Genomic DNA, 18,327 nt, shown 5'->3' with positions numbered 1-18,327 from the left:
TTTATCCCCTATTTCTTTTGAAAAGCAAAAAGTGGGCTGACTGGTTTTCTCTCTTGAATACGGACGATAGCATCACCAATCAACTCGCTGGCTGTGATGTAGTGAACATTCTTCGGAGTCTTTTCTTTGGTATCAACAGAGTCAGTCACCAAGATTTCTCGGATAGGAACACTGTCTAGTAAGTCTGCAGCTTCATCTGCAAATAAACCATGACTTGAGACAGCATAGATTTCGACAGCTCCTTCACGTTCAACGATTTTAGCAGCTTCTGAGAAGGTACGACCGGTATTCAAGATATCGTCAATCAAAATCGCTTTTTTACCTTCAACTTCACCGATGATATAGCCTTCAGAGCGTCCTGCTTCATCTTCACCGTAGTCGATGATGGCGATTGGAGCATCGAGATATTCTGCCAAGCTACGAGCGCGTTTCACGCCAGAATTTTTCGGGCTAACGACGACAACATCCTCGCCAGTTAATCCCATATTGCAATAATGCTCAGCAAACAATGGAATAGTGAAGAGATTATCGACAGGAATATCAAAGAAGCCTTGTACTTGGACAGCGTGAAGGTCAAGTGAGATGACTCTGTCTACGCCAGCTCCAACAAGCATATTGGCAACGAGTTTTGCAGTGATTGGCTCGCGAGGAGCAGCTGTCCGATCTTGGCGAGCATAACCAAAATAAGGCATAACCACAGTTACGGTATTGGCACTTGCTCGTTTACAAGCGTCAACCATTATCAATAGCTCCATCAAGTGATTATTGACTGGGAAGCTGGTAGACTGGATGATATAGATATCATAGCCACGAACACTCTCCTCAATGTTAATCTGAATCTCTCCATCAGAAAATTGGCGGGAAGAAAGCTTGCCTAAAGGTACTCCGGCAGCTTCAGCAATCTTCTCAGCAATTGAGTGATTGGAATTGAGGGAGAAAAGCTTCATATTTTTTTTGTCTGACATTAGAATGACCATCCTCTTTTTGTCTCTTTAGATTTATAATTATTATTCTACCAAAAAAATGAGATTATTTCAGCATTTTTACAAGTTTTCGGCAAATCTGGCAATCTTACTTTTACCAGACTTGTATTGGATCTGATTTTCTTTTAAAAAGTCTTTGAACTTTTGTTCTCCCTCTTCAATATCGTTGATCTCTAATTCTAATTCGAAATCTTTTTTACCAAAGTAACGACTTTCGTCCAAGGCAAAAAGGCCAATTATATCTTGTTTTTCATAGCGAATATTTTCAAGGGTTCCGAGTATTGTTAGTTTATCAACGGGGATTTTTTTCTCTTGAAGTTTGTCTAGGATTTCTCCCTGAGGAAATTGCAAATTTTCTGTAATTTCCTTAAATTCATCTTCGGACAAGGCTTGGTTGTATTCGAAATTTCCAAGTTTTTGAGGAATTTTTAGAGTAAACTCAGCAGCGTCAGGAGTGGTTCGGACTCGCAGAGCCATACGAGCTTCACGAAGAGCAAAGTCAGCCGAATCAATATAATAGTTGACTTGGAAAATTGGCTGGACATGATCAAAGAAGGTCAGAAGTCGTTTATGTTCGTCTTCTGTTAGCATTGTTTTGTATTCAATTTCTAAATGGTTCATTTTTAAATCCTTTTCTTTATCTGAAAGCGATTTTATGTTATAATAACAACTGTGTTTATTTTATACAAAAAACGAATAGATGACAAGGTATGTATATGACAATAGATTGGGAAGATTTTCTGGATCCATATATTCAGGCAGTTGGCGAGTTGAAAATCAAGCTTCGTGGCATTCGCAAACAGTATCGCAAACAGCAACGCCATTCACCGATCGAGTTTGTAACTGGTCGCGTAAAGCATATTGAAAGCATCAAGGAAAAAATGGAACTTCGCGGGATTACTGAGGAAAACTTAGCCCAAGAGATGCAGGATATTGCTGGTTTGCGTGTCATGGTTCAATTTGTAGATGATGTGGATGAAGTTTTAGAAGTTTTGCGAAATCGGACAGATATGCGTATCGTTCAGGAGCGTGATTACATCAAAAACAAAAAAGATAGTGGTTACCGTAGCTACCATGCCATCGTTGAATATCCGGTAGATACGATTAATGGAAATAAAGTTATCTTGGCAGAAATTCAGATTCGTACCTTGTCCATGAACTTTTGGGCAACGATTGAGCACTCTTTAAACTATAAGTATAAAGGAGAATTTCCAGAGGAGATCAAGAAACGCTTGGAGATAACGGCCAATCTGGCCTACCAGCTAGACGAAGAGATGGGAGCCATTCGTGATGCCATCCAAGAAGCACAGGCGCTCTTTGATCCTCTGCACCGTAAGCTAAATGACGGTGTTGGAAATAGTGACGATACAGATGAAGAATACAGGTAAAAAAATTGCGATTATCCGCAATCGCAAAAGGCAGAGTGAGGAAGTATTTCAAACTCTGATGCAAAAATTGCGGAAAGCAGGCTTTATCCTGACACCCAAAAATCCAGATATCGTGATTTCTGTTGGTGGTGATGGGATGCTGCTATCAGCCTTCCACAAGTATGAAGATCAGCTGGATAAGGTTCGCTTTGTTGGTGTCCATACAGGACATTTAGGATTTTATACGGATTATCGAGACTTTGAGATCGACAAATTAGTGGAAAATCTGAAATTGGACACAGGTGCCAAGGTCTCTTATCCGATTTTAAATGTCAAGCTGATCTTTGAAAATGGCGAAACGCGAACTATTCGAGCGCTCAATGAAGCAACGATTAAACGCTCCGATAGAACCATGGTAGTTGATGTGATCATCAATAATGTTCATTTTGAGCGTTTTAGAGGCGATGGGATTTCTGTCTCAACGCCTACTGGAAGCACAGCCTACAATAAATCACTGGGAGGAGCTGTTCTGCACCCAACGATTGAAGCCTTGCAAGTGACAGAAATTGCTAGTCTGAATAATCGTGTGTATCGCACTTTGGGTTCCTCAGTTATCGTTCCTAAAAAAGATAAGATTGAGCTGCTGCCGACACGCAATGATTACTATACCATAGCGGTCGATAATCAAACGTTTTCTTATAAAAATATTGTCCGTATCGAGTACCAAATCGATAATCATAAGATTAACTTTGTAGCTTCGCCTAGCCATACCAGCTTTTGGAATCGCGTGAGAGACTCCTTTATCGAGGAGTGCCAAGAATGAGATTTGAATTTATTGCGGATGAGCATATCAAAGTCAAAACATTTTTGAAAAAGCATGAAATTTCAAAAGCCCTTTTGGCCAAAGTGAAGTTTGCAGGTGGAAATATTCTTGTCAATGGTCAATCTCAAAATGCCATTTATTTGCTGGATATTGGCGATAAGGTGACAGTAGATATCCCTTCTGAGAAATGCTTTGAAAGCCTAGAAGCCGTGGATCGTGATCTGTCGATCGTATATGAAGATGAGCACTTTCTAGTTTTAGATAAACCTGCCGGAGTAGCTAGTATCCCTAGTGTCAACCATTCGAATACGATGGCAAACTTTGTTAAGGCTTACTATATTCGGCAAGATTATGAAAATCAGCAGGTTCACATTGTGACGAGATTGGATCGCGATACTAGTGGACTCATGCTCTTTGCAAAACATGGCTATGCTCATGCAAGACTGGATAAGCAACTGCAGAAAAAAATGATTGAGAAGCGCTATTACGCGCTCGTTCAGGGGAGCGGTGAGCTTAAATCAGAGGGCGATATTATTGCACCAATTGGCCGTGACCCTGATAGCATCATCACCAGATGTGTGACAAAGGATGGCAAGTATGCTCATACCAGCTACAAGGTTGTGGAGCAGTTTGGCAATATCTATTTGGTAGATATTCGCTTGCACACTGGACGAACCCATCAAATTCGTGTGCACTTTGCCCATCTTGGCTTTCCTCTCCTTGGAGATGATCTCTATGGCGGGACTTTAGAAGCGGGAATTAACCGTCAGGCCTTGCATTGTCACTCTTTATCTTTTTATAATCCATTTTTGGAAAAGCAGCTCCAATTGGAATCCCAGTTGCCGATTGATTTCCAAAACACCATTACATCGTTAACAAAAAATAATTAATTTTTAAAGGAGAAACTCATGGAAGTTTTTGAAAGTCTAAGAGACTCAGTTGTTGGTAAAAATGTTCGTATTGTATTGCCAGAAGGACAAGAACCACGTATTCTTCAAGCGGTTAAACGCATAGTAAAAGAATCAGAAGTTACACCAGTTCTTTTGGGAGATCCAGATAAAATTCGTATTTACTTGGAAATCGAAAATATCATGGACGGATATGAAGTCATAGATCCTAAAAACTATGACAGAATGGAAGAAATGGTAGCTGCTCTTGTGGAACGTCGTAAGGGCAAAGTCAGTGAAGAAGAAGCTCTTGAGCTTTTAAGAACAGACGTTAACTATTTTGGGGTGATGCTGGTTTACCTCGGTATCGTAGATGGTATGGTTTCTGGCTCTATCCACTCTACAGCTGCCACAGTGCGTCCAGCCTTGCAAATCATTAAAACACGTCCAAATGTAACCAGAACTTCGGGTGCCTTCCTCATGGCGCGTGGTTCAGAACGTTATCTTTTCAGCGACTGTGCCATTAATATCAATCCTGATTCAGAAGCCTTGGCAGAAATTGCGATTAACTCAGCGGTGACAGCTAAAATGTTTGGCATTGATCCTAAGATTGCCATGCTGAGCTATTCAACTAAAGGATCTGGCTTTGGAGAAAGCGTTGATAAAGTGGTTCAAGCGACTAAGTTGGTCCATGACTTGCGCCCAGACTTAGAAGTTGACGGGGAATTACAATTTGACGCTGCCTTTGTACCAAGCACAGCAGCCTTGAAAGCTCCAGGAAGCAAGGTTGCAGGTAAAGCGACTGTCTTTGTCTTCCCAAGTATTGAAGCTGGAAATATCGGCTATAAAATGGCAGAGCGTTTAGGTGGATTTTCAGCTGTCGGTCCAGTCCTTCAAGGCTTGAACAAGCCAGTAAACGACCTTTCACGTGGATGTAATTCAGATGATGTCTATAACTTAACACTGATTACAGCTGCACAAAGTGTTGAACAATAAAATAACTAAAAAAGATGAGTAATTCATCTTTTTTAGTCTGTTTAAGTATGAGAGAAATGTTAGATTTAAAAAAATTTGGAATTGAAATGTGGGAAGAGGAGAAAATTGTCTCTTTTCGCAAGAAATTATTGACTTGGTATGATAAACATAAACGTGATTTGCCTTGGCGCCGAACAAACAATTCTTATCATATCTGGGTTTCTGAGATTATGTTGCAGCAAACACGTGTGGATACGGTGATTCCTTACTATGAGCGCTTTCTTGACTGGTTTCCAACTGTGGCTGACTTAGCTCAAGCGCCAGAGGAGAGACTGCTCAAAGCTTGGGAAGGTTTGGGATATTATTCGCGGGTGCGAAATATGCAAAAAGCAGCCCAGCAGATAATGACGGATTTTGATGGAAAATTTCCTGATAGCTATGAGGGAATTGCTAGCCTCAAAGGGATTGGGCCTTATACGGCTGGTGCTATTGCTAGTATTGCCTTTGGTCTAGCTGAGCCTGCAGTGGACGGCAATGTCATGCGGGTGCTGAGTCGATTGTTTGAAGTGGATTTAGATATTGGTCAACCCAGCAATCGGAAGGTCTTTCAGGCTATGATGGAGATTCTGATTGATCCAGACAGGCCCGGAGATTTCAATCAAGCACTGATGGATCTGGGGTCAGATATCGAAGCTCCTCTTAATCCTCATCCAGAAGACAGTCCTGTAAAAGAGTTCAGTGCAGCCTATTTACATGGAACTATGGATAAATATCCTATTAAAGCCCCTAAAAAGAAGCCAGTTTCGGTCTATCTGCAGGGCTTGATTATCGAAAACGAGCAGGGACAATTCTTGCTTGAAAAGAATGAAGCTGCTGGCTTGTTATCAGGTTTTTGGCATTTTCCCTTGATTGAAGTTGAGGAATTTCAAACTGAAAATCAGATGTCCCTCTTTGAGATAGCTGAAAATCAGCCCAATCTGGATCTGTCTCCTCAAGAAAGTTTTGAACAGGATTATGATTTGATTGTCGATTGGCAGCAGGAGTCTTTTCCAAAGGTGCAACATGTCTTCAGCCATCGCAAGTGGCATATCCAGCTAGCTTATGGCCGAGTTAATGATAGCCAGATCGTAGCTGATGGAGAGGTCATGTGGCTACATCCAGATGAATTTGAGAAGTATCCTTTTGCCAAACCCCAGCAGAAGATGTGGGAGGCTTTTAGAAACGTAAAAGATGGAGACTAAAGTCAATAGTCTGTTGTACTCGATTAAATTTACGAAGAATAGGAAATCATTAAAATATGTCCCCTACCTCCAGTCCTCCAGATAAAACTTTTATTGGACGTCGTAGCAAACTTGCTGGTGTCATTTATTTTATATTAGGCGCTTTGAATTTCTTACATTGCCTTCTTTATTTTCAGTGGGTATTTTCTCCAACGGTGAAACCTGACTTCGTCATTATTCCAATTTTTATAGGCTTAAATATTTATTTTTTGACTCGCGAGTTCATCTATAAATGCTTCCATTGGTGTGGCTATCATGCCTTACCTGAGTTAGTTGAGTTCGGGAGCGGACGTTATTCCTTTCACTTGCCTGTCTTCGAAAGACATACCGAAAACTATAAAGTCTATTACAGTAAAAGATCAAAGAAACATCAATTTCTCTTCTTTGTAAGCTATATTTTATATGTGAATTTAATTTTAGGAGTTCTTTTGCTCTTCTCATGTGTATACTGGGCTATGTTTATTGAAAGTTCCTCGAAATTTCAAGATTGGCACGCTTTTCTATTTATTTTTTTACTAATCATCCTGTATATCTGTATTGAAGCTTTATTTAAAAAATATAAACATTGGTTTAAAAATTATTTTAAACTAGATGATAAAATAGTAGAACACGGCTTTCCGATATATACTTTAAAAGAAAAATAAAAGACAAACAATATAGTTTGTCTTTTTCGCTTTTAAAATAACTTATATTCCTTCTCGCTCTGTAAGGAGAGAGGCTAATAAACTAGCCTTTAGATGGATATTCGTGCTTAAATCCCGGCAAAAGCTTTAATCTCATCTGCAGTCATAGAAGAATCACAACGAACAGAGACTTGGCCGTCTTGAACATGAACAAAACCAGGAACAGTCGGAATACTATATTCAGAGCGGAAGGCTTGCAGTTTCTCTAATTCGCTAGCTTCTTCGCTATTGATAAAGAAAATATGCGCCTTGGTATCAGCGACAACACCTGCAAGAGTAGCAGCGAATTTACGGCAGTAAGGGCAAGTTTTGCGACCGACGAAGAAAGTTGCTGTCTCTTTGTCAGCAATTGCTTGACGAGCACGATCAACAGTTGTGACTTCTAAGTCTTTAATATTTTGAGCAAATTGTTCCATAAATCATCCTCATTTCTTTTGATAAAACTAGTATGCCATAAAAAGCAGAAAAATGCTTGATTTGGAAACGAAAAACCAGAGAATCTGAACTTTATTCTCTGGTTAATAAGATTATTTTATTTGATAAAAGCATTAATCTCTGCTTCAATAGCAGCAATTTTTGATTGAGCGTCTTCATTGCTGTCACCGACAACGGCAATGTAGAACTTGATTTTTGGTTCTGTTCCGGATGGCCGGACAGCAATCCATGAGCCATCAGCCAAGGTGTATTTCAGCACATCGCTTGGAGGAGTTGTCAAGTTTGTAACAGTACCATCTGCAGCAGTAGCAGTTTGAGCCTTAAAGTCTTCTACGACAGTAATAGCTGTTTGGTTCCATTCTTTTGGAGCATTGTTGCGGAACTTAGCCATGATTGCTTTGATTTGCTCAGCACCATCGACACCAGAAAGAGTCACAGAGATAGTCTTTTCAGCGTAGTAGCCATATTCTTTGTAGATTTCTTCGATACCGTCAGCTAGAGTCAAGCCACGTGAGCGGTAGTAGGCAGCAAGTTCAGCTACAACCAAAACAGCTTGGATAGCGTCTTTATCACGTACGAATGGTTTAATCAAGTATCCGAAGCTTTCTTCAAATCCCATCATGTAGGTGTGGTTGTGTTTTTCTTCGAATTCTTGGATCTTCTCAGCGATAAATTTGAAACCAGTCAAGACGTTGAACATAGTTGCGCCGTAACTTTCAGCAATCTTAGTCACCAAGTCAGTAGAAACGATAGACTTACAGAGAGCAGCGTTAGCTGGCAGAGTTCCTGCACTCTTGTGAGCTTCCAAGATGTATTTAGCCATGATAGCACCGATTTGGTTACCTGAAAGGTTGAGGTAGCTACCATCTTTTTGAAGAACTTCCACACCAACACGGTCAGCGTCTGGGTCAGTTGCAACCAAGACATCTGCACCAACCTTGCGACCCAATTCCTCAGCTAAAGCAAAGGCTGCTTGGCTTTCAGGGTTTGGAGACTTAACAGTAGAGAAGTCTGGATCAGCTACAGCTTGAGCTTCAACGACTTGCACAGAGTCAAATCCAGCTTGTGCCAAAGCGCGACGAGCCAGCATTTCACCAGTACCGTGAAGAGGAGTATAGACAATCTTCATGTCCTTGCCGTATTCATCAATCAGTTTTTGGTTGATATTGACATCTTTAACTTCTTTGAGGTATTCAGCATCAACAGCATCGCCAATCACTTCAATCAAGCCAGAAGCTTTTTCAGCTTCCACATCAGCAACCTCGATAGCAAAAGGATTTTCAATCGCACGGATGTAGTCTGTCAATGCATCGGCATCATGAGGAGGCATTTGTCCACCATCTTCGCCATAAACCTTGTAGCCGTTAAATGGGGCAGGGTTATGGCTGGCTGTAATCATGATACCAGCAAAAGTTCCCAAATGACGTACCGCAAATGAAAGTTCTGGAGTTGGGCGTAGGCTTCCAAATACATAAGACTTGATGCCGTGCTTAGCTAAAACAGCAGCAGATTCAAAGGCAAATTCTGGTGAAAAATGACGAGAGTCGTAAGCAATCGCAACACCGCGTTTTTTGAACTCATCACCTTTTTCTTCAATCAAGCGAGCCAAACCTTCGGTTGCCTGACGGACAACATAGATATTGATACGGTTGGTACCAGCGCCAATTAAACCACGCATACCAGCAGTACCGAATTCAAGGTTTGTATAAAAGGCATCTTCCTTAGTTTTTTCGTCCATACCTTCTAAATCTTTCCGAAGATAATCAGGAAGTTCAGCAAAATCAAGCCATTTTTGGAAGTTATCTTGATAGGTCATAGGTAGAGTCTCCTTTATATTTAAGATAGAAAATCACTGTGTGTTTTTAAGAAAGGGCACAAGATTTCCTTGTTTGTTCAATCGCTTTCATTGTAACATATTTTCATATTTTTTGAAAGTACCGACCTAAAAAATAGTGAAATACTTTGAAAAAATGAACATGCTTGGATCAAAAAAATAATCACGCTAGGTGATTATTTTTTAAGTTTTTCAAGTGCTGGAACGATTGCAACTGTAAGGATAGCAGAAATAACCATTTCTGAAATTGCATTAGCTGAAAAAATCAATGCAAGCATGGCTTTGATATCTCCATTGTAAACAGATGAAAATAGAATGAAAATTCCTCCGAGAACGAAGATGGTGTTGGTCATTGAGCCTACGGCACCAGCTAAAACTAAACCTGGCTTGTTTTTCATCCATTTGTAGACAAAATACGGAGTAATTCCGATTAGAATACGTGGAACCATAGCAATTATCAATGAATTGATACTACCGTTTTCTACAAAAGGACTGAAGAGGTAGCTAGTTGGTAGCAGGACAACGGTATTAGTTACAACACTAATTATTCCCATTAGAGCTCCTAAAATAGCTCCGATTCGTGGTCCGTAGATAATACTAGCGATAATGACTGGAATATGAATAATGGTCGGTTTAATCGGAACCGGTAGTAGGTTGAAAATAACAGAGCTCAGCAGATGGAGCACTAACATAATAGCAAAAAAGATAGCAATTTGCGCGATACTAGATTGTTTTCTCATTTATAATTTCCTTTACTTTTTCTATAATAATATTGACATCAGCTAGAGCGCCAGTCCCATGATCTCCGCAAGCTAGAACAGCTTCACGCGGTTCGATAATCTCCCAGCCAAATTTTTTTAATCTTTCCAAATTGTGCTGAGTTAGTGGATTTTCATACATCTTGGTATTCATGGCTGGCGCGATGGCTTTTTTGACATGAGATGGGAGAGCAAGAGCTGTAGCGGTTACCATATTGTCTGCCAGACCATTAGTCAGTTTGGCGATGGTATTGGCTGTAGCAGGAGCGACTAAGAAAAGATTTGTTTCTTTGCCGATCTCAATATGGTTGACCTTGTCTGGCCTCGGCTCGCTCATGAGGTCAAGGGAAACAGGATTCTTTGATAAAACCTGTAGGGTCAGCGGGGTGATAAAGTGACTGGCAGCTTCCGTCATGAGAACAGACAAACTGTAGCCTAGCTTATCCAGCTGGCTCGTAATATCTGCTGCCTTATAGGCCGAAATACTGCCCGTGACAGCGAGAGTAATATGGGTCATGAACTGTCTCCTTTCTGGATATGGCTTAACAATTGTTCAGCAATTTCTTCCTTGGAGAAAGCTTCTGAGACAGTGTTGACTCCAAGGAGATAAGCATGGTGTTGCCCACTAGAAATTTCAGTCAAATCGTTGGCTACAATTAATTCAGCTTGATTTTTTTCAAGGCTGGCTCTAGCAGTAGTCAGTAACTCTTCTTTAGAAACGCCAACTAAGAGCTTAAAGCCAATCAATCGAATATTGGGATTCCATTCCTTGACCTTGCTGATGATTTTAGGATTTTTCTTGAGGAAAAGTACCTGATAGTCATCAGCAGACGAAATCTTACTTTCAGAATTAATTTTTCCAAGAAATTCAGCCAAATCTGAACTGGCAAGAACCTCCTCAAATCCTGCCATATATACTGGTTTATAGTCAGAAACAGCCATCGAATGAATGAGTACGTCATGAGCTGGCACCAGCCCTTCCATAGCTGTCAGGAGCTGCTCCGTATCTTCAATGATCTTAATCGTTAGGTTTTCATGTGGATCCGGTTTAACAGCTTTTGCCGTTGTCAGCAGAGTCACCGAAGCACCCTCGGCCAAGCAATGCTCGGCTATCATTTTTCCAAGTTGACCCGTCGAATGATTAGTGATAGAGCGGACTTGGTCGATTTTTTCACTCGTTCCGCCAGAGGTAATCAATATATTCATAGCTCTATTCTACAAGAAAAAATGAATTTAGTAAAATAAAATTAACTTAATACTCAATTTAGCCAAACTTATTTTTTTACTAGAAAAGATGCATCATGCAAAAATATTTAAAGTAATTACCGAACGTTATGTTGCTATTGGAGTTTAAATGTGCAGTTTTGTATCATATTTGTTATAATAGTTTTATCAAATTAGAGGAGTTCCTTAATGAAAACAGATATCGAAATTGCTCAGAGTGTTGAATTACAGCCCATTGTGGATGTGGTAAAAAAGATTGGCATTGATTATGACGATTTGGAGTTGTACGGAAAGTACAAGGCCAAGCTCAGTTTTGACAAAATTCGTGAGGTAGCGAAAAATCCTGTCGGCAAGCTGATTTTGGTAACAGCAATCAATCCAACGCCAGCAGGAGAAGGTAAGTCTACCATTACTATTGGACTAGCTGATGCGCTCAATAAAATTGGTAAGAAAACGATGATTGCTATCCGCGAACCGTCTTTGGGGCCAGTGATGGGTATCAAAGGAGGAGCAGCTGGTGGCGGTCACGCGCAAGTTCTACCGATGGAAGACATCAACCTGCATTTTACTGGTGACATGCACGCCATTACGACTGCGAATAATGCTCTGTCTGCTCTTATCGACAATCATCTGCATCAGGGAAATGCTCTGGGAATCGATCAGCGTCGCATTATCTGGAAACGTGTTGTGGACCTAAATGATCGAGCACTGCGCCATGTGACGATTGGATTGGGAAGTCCAGTCAATGGTATTCCGCGCGAAGATGGTTTTGATATCACGGTTGCTTCTGAAATCATGGCGATTCTTTGCTTGGCAACAGATATTGAAGATTTGAAAAATCGCTTGGCAAATATTGTCATCGGCTATCGCTATGACCGCACACCAGTTTATGTTCGTGACCTTGAGGTAGAAGGGGCTCTGGCTCTGGTCTTGAAAGATGCGATTAAGCCAAATCTGGTTCAGACTATTTACGGGACACCAGCCTTTGTTCATGGCGGACCATTTGCCAATATCGCCCACGGCTGTAACTCTGTTTTGGCGACTAGCACAGCGCTGCGCTTGGCCGATTATACTGTGACGGAGGCAGGATTTGGTGCAGACCTTGGCGCTGAGAAATTCCTCGATATCAAGACTCCGAACTTACCAACTTCTCCAGATGCGGTAGTGATTGTGGCAACCTTACGCGCCCTCAAGATGAATGGTGGTGTGGCTAAGGATGCACTTACTGAAGAAAATGTCGAGGCGGTACATGCAGGCTTTGCAAATCTTAAACGCCACGTTGAAAATATCCGCAAGTTCGGTATTCCAGCAGTAGTAGCCATCAATGAATTTGTCTCTGACACGGAAGCTGAAATTGCTACACTCAAGGAACTCTGTGCAGAAATCGGGGTACCTGTTGAGCTGGCTAGTGTCTGGGCTGATGGCGCTGAAGGCGGTGTGGCTCTGGCTGAAACTGTTGTCAAAACTATTGACGAAAAACCAGCACACTACACTCGTCTTTATGGTAATGACTCAACTATCGAAGAGAAGATCGAGAAAATTGTCACTGAAATCTATCGCGGTTCAAAAGTAAACTTTGAGAAAAAAGCGCAAACTCAGATTCGAGAAATTGTCAAGAATGGCTGGGACAAGCTGCCAATCTGTATGGCCAAAACACAGTATAGCTTCTCAGACAATCCTGCTGCTTTGGGCGCGCCAGAAAACTTTGAAATTACCATTCGTGAATTGGTACCAAAACTTGGAGCAGGCTTTATCGTGGCTTTGACAGGAGATGTCATGACCATGCCAGGTCTACCAAAACGTCCTGCAGCACTCAATATGGATGTGGCAGCAGACGGTACAGCGATTGGTTTGTTCTAATTGAATTTAAAATATAAGAAGAGGTTGGGCTGAACAGAGTCTGGCCTCTCTTTTTTAGACTTAAATTCCAGATATTTTGATATAATAAAGCCATATTCCCATCACCTAGTTTTTGCTCATAGGAGGATGAATATTGAAAAAAAGAAGTCTCAAACAGGAATTAATTTATTTGGCCTCAGGGGAATCGATAAGTGTCGTGTTGTTCTGTATCGTGTATGTTCTGTATACGAAACCAGAGACTCGATTTGCTACATCCAGTGCCGTCCTTTATTTCCCACTGTTAATTCTTAATCTGATATTGGTTCAAGGTTCCATCTATTGGCTTAACTGTTTAAGACGAATCCAAAAGAAGAAGTCCTTGGAAACTCAACTACTTGCACCTCTTTATAAAGGACTAAAAGTTCTGAATTTTATGATGCTGCTTGCATATATACCGATTTGGATCTGGTCTTTTAGAGTGAGTAGTAGCAGTAATATCATTATTGGAGTTTTACTTTGGTTGTTTGCCATCATTGAATTTGTTAATTATTTTTACTATCGCCTGTCTTACTATACAATGGGTGGCCTAGGACTGCAAGTGATGAGGCCTCTCAAGTTATTATTGACGGGAAAAGCAACCAAATCACAAATTTCAAAAGAAATTTCCCTATACGAAAAAAATATGGAGCATAAATAATGAAAAAGAAATACCTATTAATAACTCTTCTAAGCATTGCACTTTTGACCTTGACTGGTTGTCAGTCTGTTGAAAAGTGGTTTAAAAATGCCAAGGAAGAATGGCTGGGGCTGGAGATGACGGTTCGCACCTATGATGAGAATTCCCAACTCATCGACCAGATGTCGGGCAAATCCTTATCCATCTCGCGTAACGAGGAATTTGACTCAGTTGATGCGGAAGGAAATTCCAAGGAAGATTCTTCTGTGCTCAAAATTACCTTGGGTAAGTATGAGATTGACCATGTGGGCTCTTCCTTGATTGCAGAAGAAAAGGGCTTGAAAGATGTCTTTACCCAGTATCAAAAGACTGCAGATGTTGAGGAGAACAGCCATTCTGTCCCCGTTTTAAATCGCATGATTTCAGCTTTTAAAAACGATTTTACCGGCAAGAAAAAGGTCATTCTGATTCGCTCTCAAAATGGCACTCCACTGGCAGCTTATGCTGGGGATCGTGTCTCTCTTGATAAATCTGATGCCCCCAAAACTTCTGAGTTGCTGATTGATGGCAAGCGCCTCGTGATTTACCGCTGCGACTACACTATTTATGACCGTGAATTGCTGGAGTAAGCTATGAATGTAGAGGAATTACTTGAAAATCTAAAAGCTGCAGCTACCCCTGACGATGTGCCAGCTATGAAAGCCTATATGAAAAACAAATTTGAGTTTCTAGGAGTCAAGACTCCAGTCAGACGGAAGCTCACAAAGACTTTTTTCAAACAGCAGACTGACTTAGTCATTGACTGGAATTTCATAAATGAAGCTTGGAATTATCCCTATCGAAAACTGCAGTACACTGCGCTAGATTATCTGGAGATTCGCAAGAAACTATTGACACCATCTGACTTGCCACGTTTGAAAAAGCTTGCCCAAACAAAATCTTGGTGGGATACCATTGACTTTTTGGACCGCTTGGTCGGATCCATCATTGCCCGATTTCCAGAAACTAAAGGGATTATTTTAGTTTGGAGTCGTGATGAGGATATCTGGCTGCGGCGCTTGGCTATTGATCATCAGCTGTTGCGAAAAGAGGAAACAGACACGGAGCTGTTGGAGAAAATTTTAGTGAATAATCTTGGTCAAACAGAATTCTTTATTAACAAGGCCATCGGCTGGGCGCTGAGAGATTATTCCAAAACCAATCCAGACTGGGTCAGAGATTTTATTGAGCGGCATCAGGCAGAAATGGCTGCACTTAGTATTCGAGAGGGAAGTAAGTATTTATGAAACATATTTATTTAAAATATCTGGAAGAGAAGGATTACTCAGTTTGGCTGGAAGGATTTTCAAATAGACTACCATCCCAATCACCATTTGATGATGGACTTTTAGATATGACAATTTGTACAGAAAGTTGGTTTGCGGATTTGGTAGCTAAGCACCGCGATTTTCGAGAGAAAGACCAACAGTATATTTGGGGAATTTATGACGCAAAAAGCGGAAAACATGTAGGTATGGTTAATTTATTTGTGCTAGCTAGAGATGATTTTCAATGGGCAGAAATAGGTTATACGATACATAATCAATTTTGGCGTCAGGGCTACGCCAGAGCAATGTTAGAAGAACTCAAGAAAGTCAGTCGCGAACTAGGATTTCATCGTTTAGAAGCACATGTTGATCTACAGAATATCCCTTCGCAAAAATTACTAGAGCAAGCTGATTTCTATCGTGAAGGAGTACGGAAACAATTCCAAAAAGAAGGTCAGGAGTGGAAGGATAGACAAGTTTTTGTTTATATTTTAGATTAAACACCTTGACAAAACGGAAAAAGATAAGGTAAACTATATCTCGTGCGATGAGTCGATATGCAGATTTTCTGCAAATTGAAGCATGGGAGGTCATAAACGCAGGAGCGGACCTTGATCAGTTGTGTGAACCTGCTGATCACACGAAAGTGCCCTTATCCCCAGTCTACGGATTGGGGATTTTCTATTGCTCTTGACGAAACCAGTCCGCAGGACGAAGTCAAGTCTTAGAGCAATGGATGCAGTTTTGTTCGTGAGAACAAAATCTGTAAACCTTGGAAGTTCTCATAGAGAGGCAAGATCGCTGGTCGAAGCTGATCCTAGAGACATTGATACTGAGACGGTCGTCGTCGTGAGTGCTATTGCTCTTGACGAAACGAGACCGTAGGACGAAGTCAAGTCTTAGAGCAGTGGATACAGTTTTGTTCGTGAGAACAAAAGCTATAAACTTTGAAACCTCTCTTTAGAAGAGCGGTAAGACCATTGGTCGAAGCTGATCCTAGAGACATTGATATTAAGAGGATCAGCATTGTGAGAGCTGCATATTTCGACAAAATAAGGACATAATCCTTTAGAAATATTTGCATTTTTCCTTAAAAATAGTATAATACTAGAATATACAAAATTTTTAGAAAATTCAGAGGTGGATTGTATGGGATATACAGTTGCTGTAGTTGGTGCCACTGGTGCTGTTGGCGCTCAAATGATTAAAATGCTGGAAGAATCAACACTTCCAATTGATAAGATCCGTTATTTGGCTTCTGCTCGTTCAGCTGGTAAGGTTCTTCAGTTCAAGGGACAAGATGTTACCATCGAAGAAACAACAGAAACTGCCTTTGAAGGTGTAGATATCGCTCTTTTCTCAGCTGGTGGCTCTACTTCAGCAAAATATGCTCCGTATGCAGTCAAAGCTGGTGCAGTCGTAGTGGACAATACCTCATATTTCCGCCAAAATCCTGATGTGCCTCTGGTTGTTCCAGAAGTCAACGCCCATGCCTTAGATCAGCATAAAGGAATTATCGCTTGTCCTAATTGCTCAACTATTCAGATGATGGTGGCCTTAGAGCCAGTCCGTCAGCAATGGGGCTTGGAGCGTATCATCGTCTCAACTTATCAAGCTGTTTCAGGTGCTGGTATGGGAGCCATTCTTGAAACGCAACGTGAGCTTCGTGAAGTGTTGAATGATGGTGTGAATCCTCGTGATTTGCATGCGGAAATCCTACCTTCAGGTGGTGACAAGAAACACTATCCTATCGCTTTTAACGCTCTTCCACAAATCGATGTCTTTACTGACAACGACTACACTTACGAAGAGATGAAGATGACTAAGGAAACTAAGAAAATCATGGAAGATGATAGCATTGCAGTATCTGCAACATGTGTGCGTATTCCCGTCTTGTCAGCTCACTCTGAGTCTGTTTACATTGAAACGAAAGAAGTGGCTCCAATTGAAGAAGTCAAAGCAGCCATTGCAGCCTTCCCAGGTGCTGTTCTTGAGGATGATGTAGCTAACCAAGTCTACCCACAAGCTATCAATGCTGTTGGTTCACGTGATACCTTTGTTGGACGTATCCGTAAGGACTTGGATGCTGAAAAAGGAATTCACATGTGGGTTGTTTCAGACAACCTTCTTAAAGGAGCGGCATGGAATTCTGTCCAAATCGCTGAAACTCTTCATGAGCGTGGTTTGGTCCGTCCGACGGAAGAAGTTGTTTTTGAATTAAAATAAACTGTCTGAAAATACGTGACAGGTCGAGGATTGAATTTCTGTCATTCAATCCTCTTTTCATACAAAGAGAGGTAAGTTTATGGCATACGTAGATTTGAAGAATTGTAAAATGATCACCGCTTTTATCACTCCTTTTCATGAAGATGGCTCCATCAATTTTGAGGCCATTCCAGATTTGATTGAGCACCTTTTGGCTCACCATACGGATGGGATTTTGCTAGCTGGAACGACTGCAGAGAGTCCAACCCTGACCCACGATGAAGAGTTGGAATTATTTGCGGCAGTTCAAAAGGTTGTCAAGGGGCGCGTTCCTTTGATAGCTGGTGTCGGTACCAACGAAACGCGCGACTCCATCGAATTTGTCAAAGAAGTAGATGCATTTGGTGGTTTTGCGGCTGGTTTGGCCATCGTTCCCTATTACAATAAACCGTCTCAAGAAGGCATGTATCAGCACTTTAAAGCCATTGCGGATGCTTCAAACCTGCCGATCATTATCTACAATATCCCAGGACGGGTAGTGGTTGAAATGACGCCTGAGACCATGTTAAGACTGGCAGAACACCCAAATATTATCGGTGTGAAAGAATGTACCAGTCTGGCTAATATGGCCTATTTGATTGAGCATCGTCCAGAGGAGTTCCTGATTTATACGGGTGAGGACGGCGATGCCTTTCATGCTATGAATCTGGGGGCTGATGGAGTTATTTCAGTTGCTTCTCACACAAATGGTGATGAAATGTTTGAAATGCTGGATGCTATTGAGCACAATGACATCAAAAAAGCAGCAGCTATCCAACGGAAGTTCATCCCTAAAGTCAATGCCCTTTTCTCTTACCCAAGTCCAGCTCCAGTCAAGGCTGTCCTCAATTACATGGGATTTGCAGCAGGTCCAACCCGCTTGCCGCTTGTGCCAGCTCCTGAAGAAGATGCCAAACGCATTATCAAGGTCGTGGTTGATGGCGACTATGAAGCGACTAAAGAGACTGTTAAAGGTGTCTTGAGACCAGATTATTGATCGGCAATTTTGTCT

19 protein-coding genes are annotated in these 18,327 nt (G+C 41.2%); 12 read left to right on the top strand and 7 right to left on the bottom strand.

Features of this window, described 5'->3' with window-relative positions; genetic code table 11:
- Positions 1-8 precede the first annotated feature (8 nt).
- Both A0765_RS06110 and A0765_RS06105 read right to left on the bottom strand, forming a co-directional pair.
- Complete coding sequence (locus A0765_RS06110) at positions 9-965, bottom strand: ribose-phosphate diphosphokinase (protein WP_081105361.1); 957 nt, start codon at positions 963-965, stop codon at positions 9-11.
- A 78-nt stretch (positions 966-1,043) separates the two neighbouring features.
- The gene (locus A0765_RS06105) at positions 1,044-1,604 is read right to left on the bottom strand and encodes a CYTH domain-containing protein (protein WP_062005321.1); all 561 of its coding nucleotides are present in this window, start codon (positions 1,602-1,604) and stop codon (positions 1,044-1,046) included.
- Positions 1,605-1,699: 95 nt separating this feature from the next.
- Here A0765_RS06105 and yjbM point away from each other — a divergent pair, with 95 nt between their 5' ends.
- The 5 genes from yjbM to mutY are packed head-to-tail and all read left to right on the top strand — an operon-like array spanning position 1,700 to position 6,276.
- The gene (gene yjbM / locus A0765_RS06100) at positions 1,700-2,371 is read left to right on the top strand and encodes a GTP diphosphokinase (protein WP_048764356.1); all 672 of its coding nucleotides are present in this window, start codon (positions 1,700-1,702) and stop codon (positions 2,369-2,371) included.
- Positions 2,355-3,173, top strand: coding sequence for an NAD kinase (locus A0765_RS06095; RefSeq protein WP_048764358.1), 819 nt, complete (start codon positions 2,355-2,357; stop codon positions 3,171-3,173). Before yjbM ends, A0765_RS06095 begins: the two co-directional genes overlap by 17 nt.
- Complete coding sequence (locus A0765_RS06090) at positions 3,170-4,063, top strand: RluA family pseudouridine synthase (protein ID WP_062005319.1); 894 nt, start codon at positions 3,170-3,172, stop codon at positions 4,061-4,063. Before A0765_RS06095 ends, A0765_RS06090 begins: the two co-directional genes overlap by 4 nt.
- A gap of 18 nt (positions 4,064-4,081) precedes the next feature.
- Positions 4,082-5,056, top strand: coding sequence for a phosphate acetyltransferase (gene pta, locus A0765_RS06085; protein ID WP_062005318.1), 975 nt, complete (start codon positions 4,082-4,084; stop codon positions 5,054-5,056).
- Between the two features lie 56 nt (positions 5,057-5,112).
- On the top strand, positions 5,113-6,276 hold the full coding sequence (gene mutY / locus A0765_RS06080) for an A/G-specific adenine glycosylase (protein ID WP_062005316.1): 1,164 nt from the start codon (positions 5,113-5,115) through the stop codon (positions 6,274-6,276).
- 790 nt (positions 6,277-7,066) lie between these two features.
- Here mutY and A0765_RS06070 read toward each other — a convergent pair.
- The 5 genes from A0765_RS06070 to A0765_RS06050 form a co-directional block, all read right to left on the bottom strand.
- Positions 7,067-7,414 (bottom strand): DUF6568 family protein, encoded by a 348-nt coding sequence (locus tag A0765_RS06070; protein WP_062005312.1) that lies wholly within the window; start codon positions 7,412-7,414, stop codon positions 7,067-7,069.
- A 116-nt stretch (positions 7,415-7,530) separates the two neighbouring features.
- A complete protein-coding gene (locus A0765_RS06065; RefSeq protein ID WP_062005310.1) occupies positions 7,531-9,249 on the bottom strand; it encodes a phospho-sugar mutase in 1,719 nt (572 codons plus the stop codon).
- A gap of 194 nt (positions 9,250-9,443) precedes the next feature.
- Positions 9,444-10,007 carry an ECF transporter S component gene (locus A0765_RS06060; protein WP_062005308.1) on the bottom strand — a complete coding sequence of 188 codons (564 nt, stop codon included), beginning with the start codon at positions 10,005-10,007 and terminating at the stop codon, positions 9,444-9,446.
- Positions 9,991-10,542 carry a phosphopantothenoylcysteine decarboxylase gene (gene coaC, locus A0765_RS06055; RefSeq protein WP_062005306.1) on the bottom strand — a complete coding sequence of 184 codons (552 nt, stop codon included), beginning with the start codon at positions 10,540-10,542 and terminating at the stop codon, positions 9,991-9,993. Before coaC ends, A0765_RS06060 begins: the two co-directional genes overlap by 17 nt.
- Positions 10,539-11,231 (bottom strand): phosphopantothenate--cysteine ligase, encoded by a 693-nt coding sequence (locus A0765_RS06050; protein WP_062005304.1) that lies wholly within the window; start codon positions 11,229-11,231, stop codon positions 10,539-10,541. The genes coaC and A0765_RS06050 overlap by 4 nt, the downstream gene beginning before the upstream one ends.
- A 207-nt stretch (positions 11,232-11,438) precedes the next feature.
- Here A0765_RS06050 and A0765_RS06045 point away from each other — a divergent pair, with 207 nt between their 5' ends.
- The 7 genes from A0765_RS06045 to dapA all read left to right on the top strand — a co-directional run bounded on the left by A0765_RS06045 (position 11,439) and on the right by dapA (position 18,312).
- Positions 11,439-13,109 (top strand): formate--tetrahydrofolate ligase, encoded by a 1,671-nt coding sequence (locus A0765_RS06045; protein ID WP_062005302.1) that lies wholly within the window; start codon positions 11,439-11,441, stop codon positions 13,107-13,109.
- Positions 13,110-13,242: 133 nt separating this feature from the next.
- Complete coding sequence (locus tag A0765_RS06040; protein ID WP_062005300.1) at positions 13,243-13,785, top strand: hypothetical protein; 543 nt, start codon at positions 13,243-13,245, stop codon at positions 13,783-13,785.
- Positions 13,782-14,393 (top strand): DUF5052 family protein, encoded by a 612-nt coding sequence (locus tag A0765_RS06035; RefSeq protein ID WP_142325644.1) that lies wholly within the window; start codon positions 13,782-13,784, stop codon positions 14,391-14,393. Before A0765_RS06040 ends, A0765_RS06035 begins: the two co-directional genes overlap by 4 nt.
- 3 nt (positions 14,394-14,396) lie before the next feature.
- Positions 14,397-15,050, top strand: a complete 654-nt coding sequence (locus A0765_RS06030) for a DNA alkylation repair protein (RefSeq protein ID WP_062005296.1) — start codon at positions 14,397-14,399, stop codon at positions 15,048-15,050.
- A complete protein-coding gene (locus A0765_RS06025) occupies positions 15,047-15,571 on the top strand; it encodes a GNAT family N-acetyltransferase (RefSeq protein ID WP_062005294.1) in 525 nt (174 codons plus the stop codon). The genes A0765_RS06030 and A0765_RS06025 overlap by 4 nt, the downstream gene beginning before the upstream one ends.
- 649 nt (positions 15,572-16,220) lie before the next feature.
- A complete protein-coding gene (locus tag A0765_RS06020) occupies positions 16,221-17,297 on the top strand; it encodes an aspartate-semialdehyde dehydrogenase (RefSeq protein WP_062005292.1) in 1,077 nt (358 codons plus the stop codon).
- 79 nt (positions 17,298-17,376) lie between these two features.
- Positions 17,377-18,312, top strand: a complete 936-nt coding sequence (gene dapA / locus A0765_RS06015; RefSeq protein WP_062005290.1) for a 4-hydroxy-tetrahydrodipicolinate synthase — start codon at positions 17,377-17,379, stop codon at positions 18,310-18,312.
- Positions 18,313-18,327: the final 15 nt, after the last annotated feature.

Source organism: Streptococcus cristatus (assembly GCF_001588905.1).
GTDB classification, from domain to species: Bacteria; Bacillota; Bacilli; order Lactobacillales; family Streptococcaceae; genus Streptococcus; species Streptococcus cristatus_N.
This window is presented reverse-complemented; position numbering and strand designations above follow the sequence as displayed.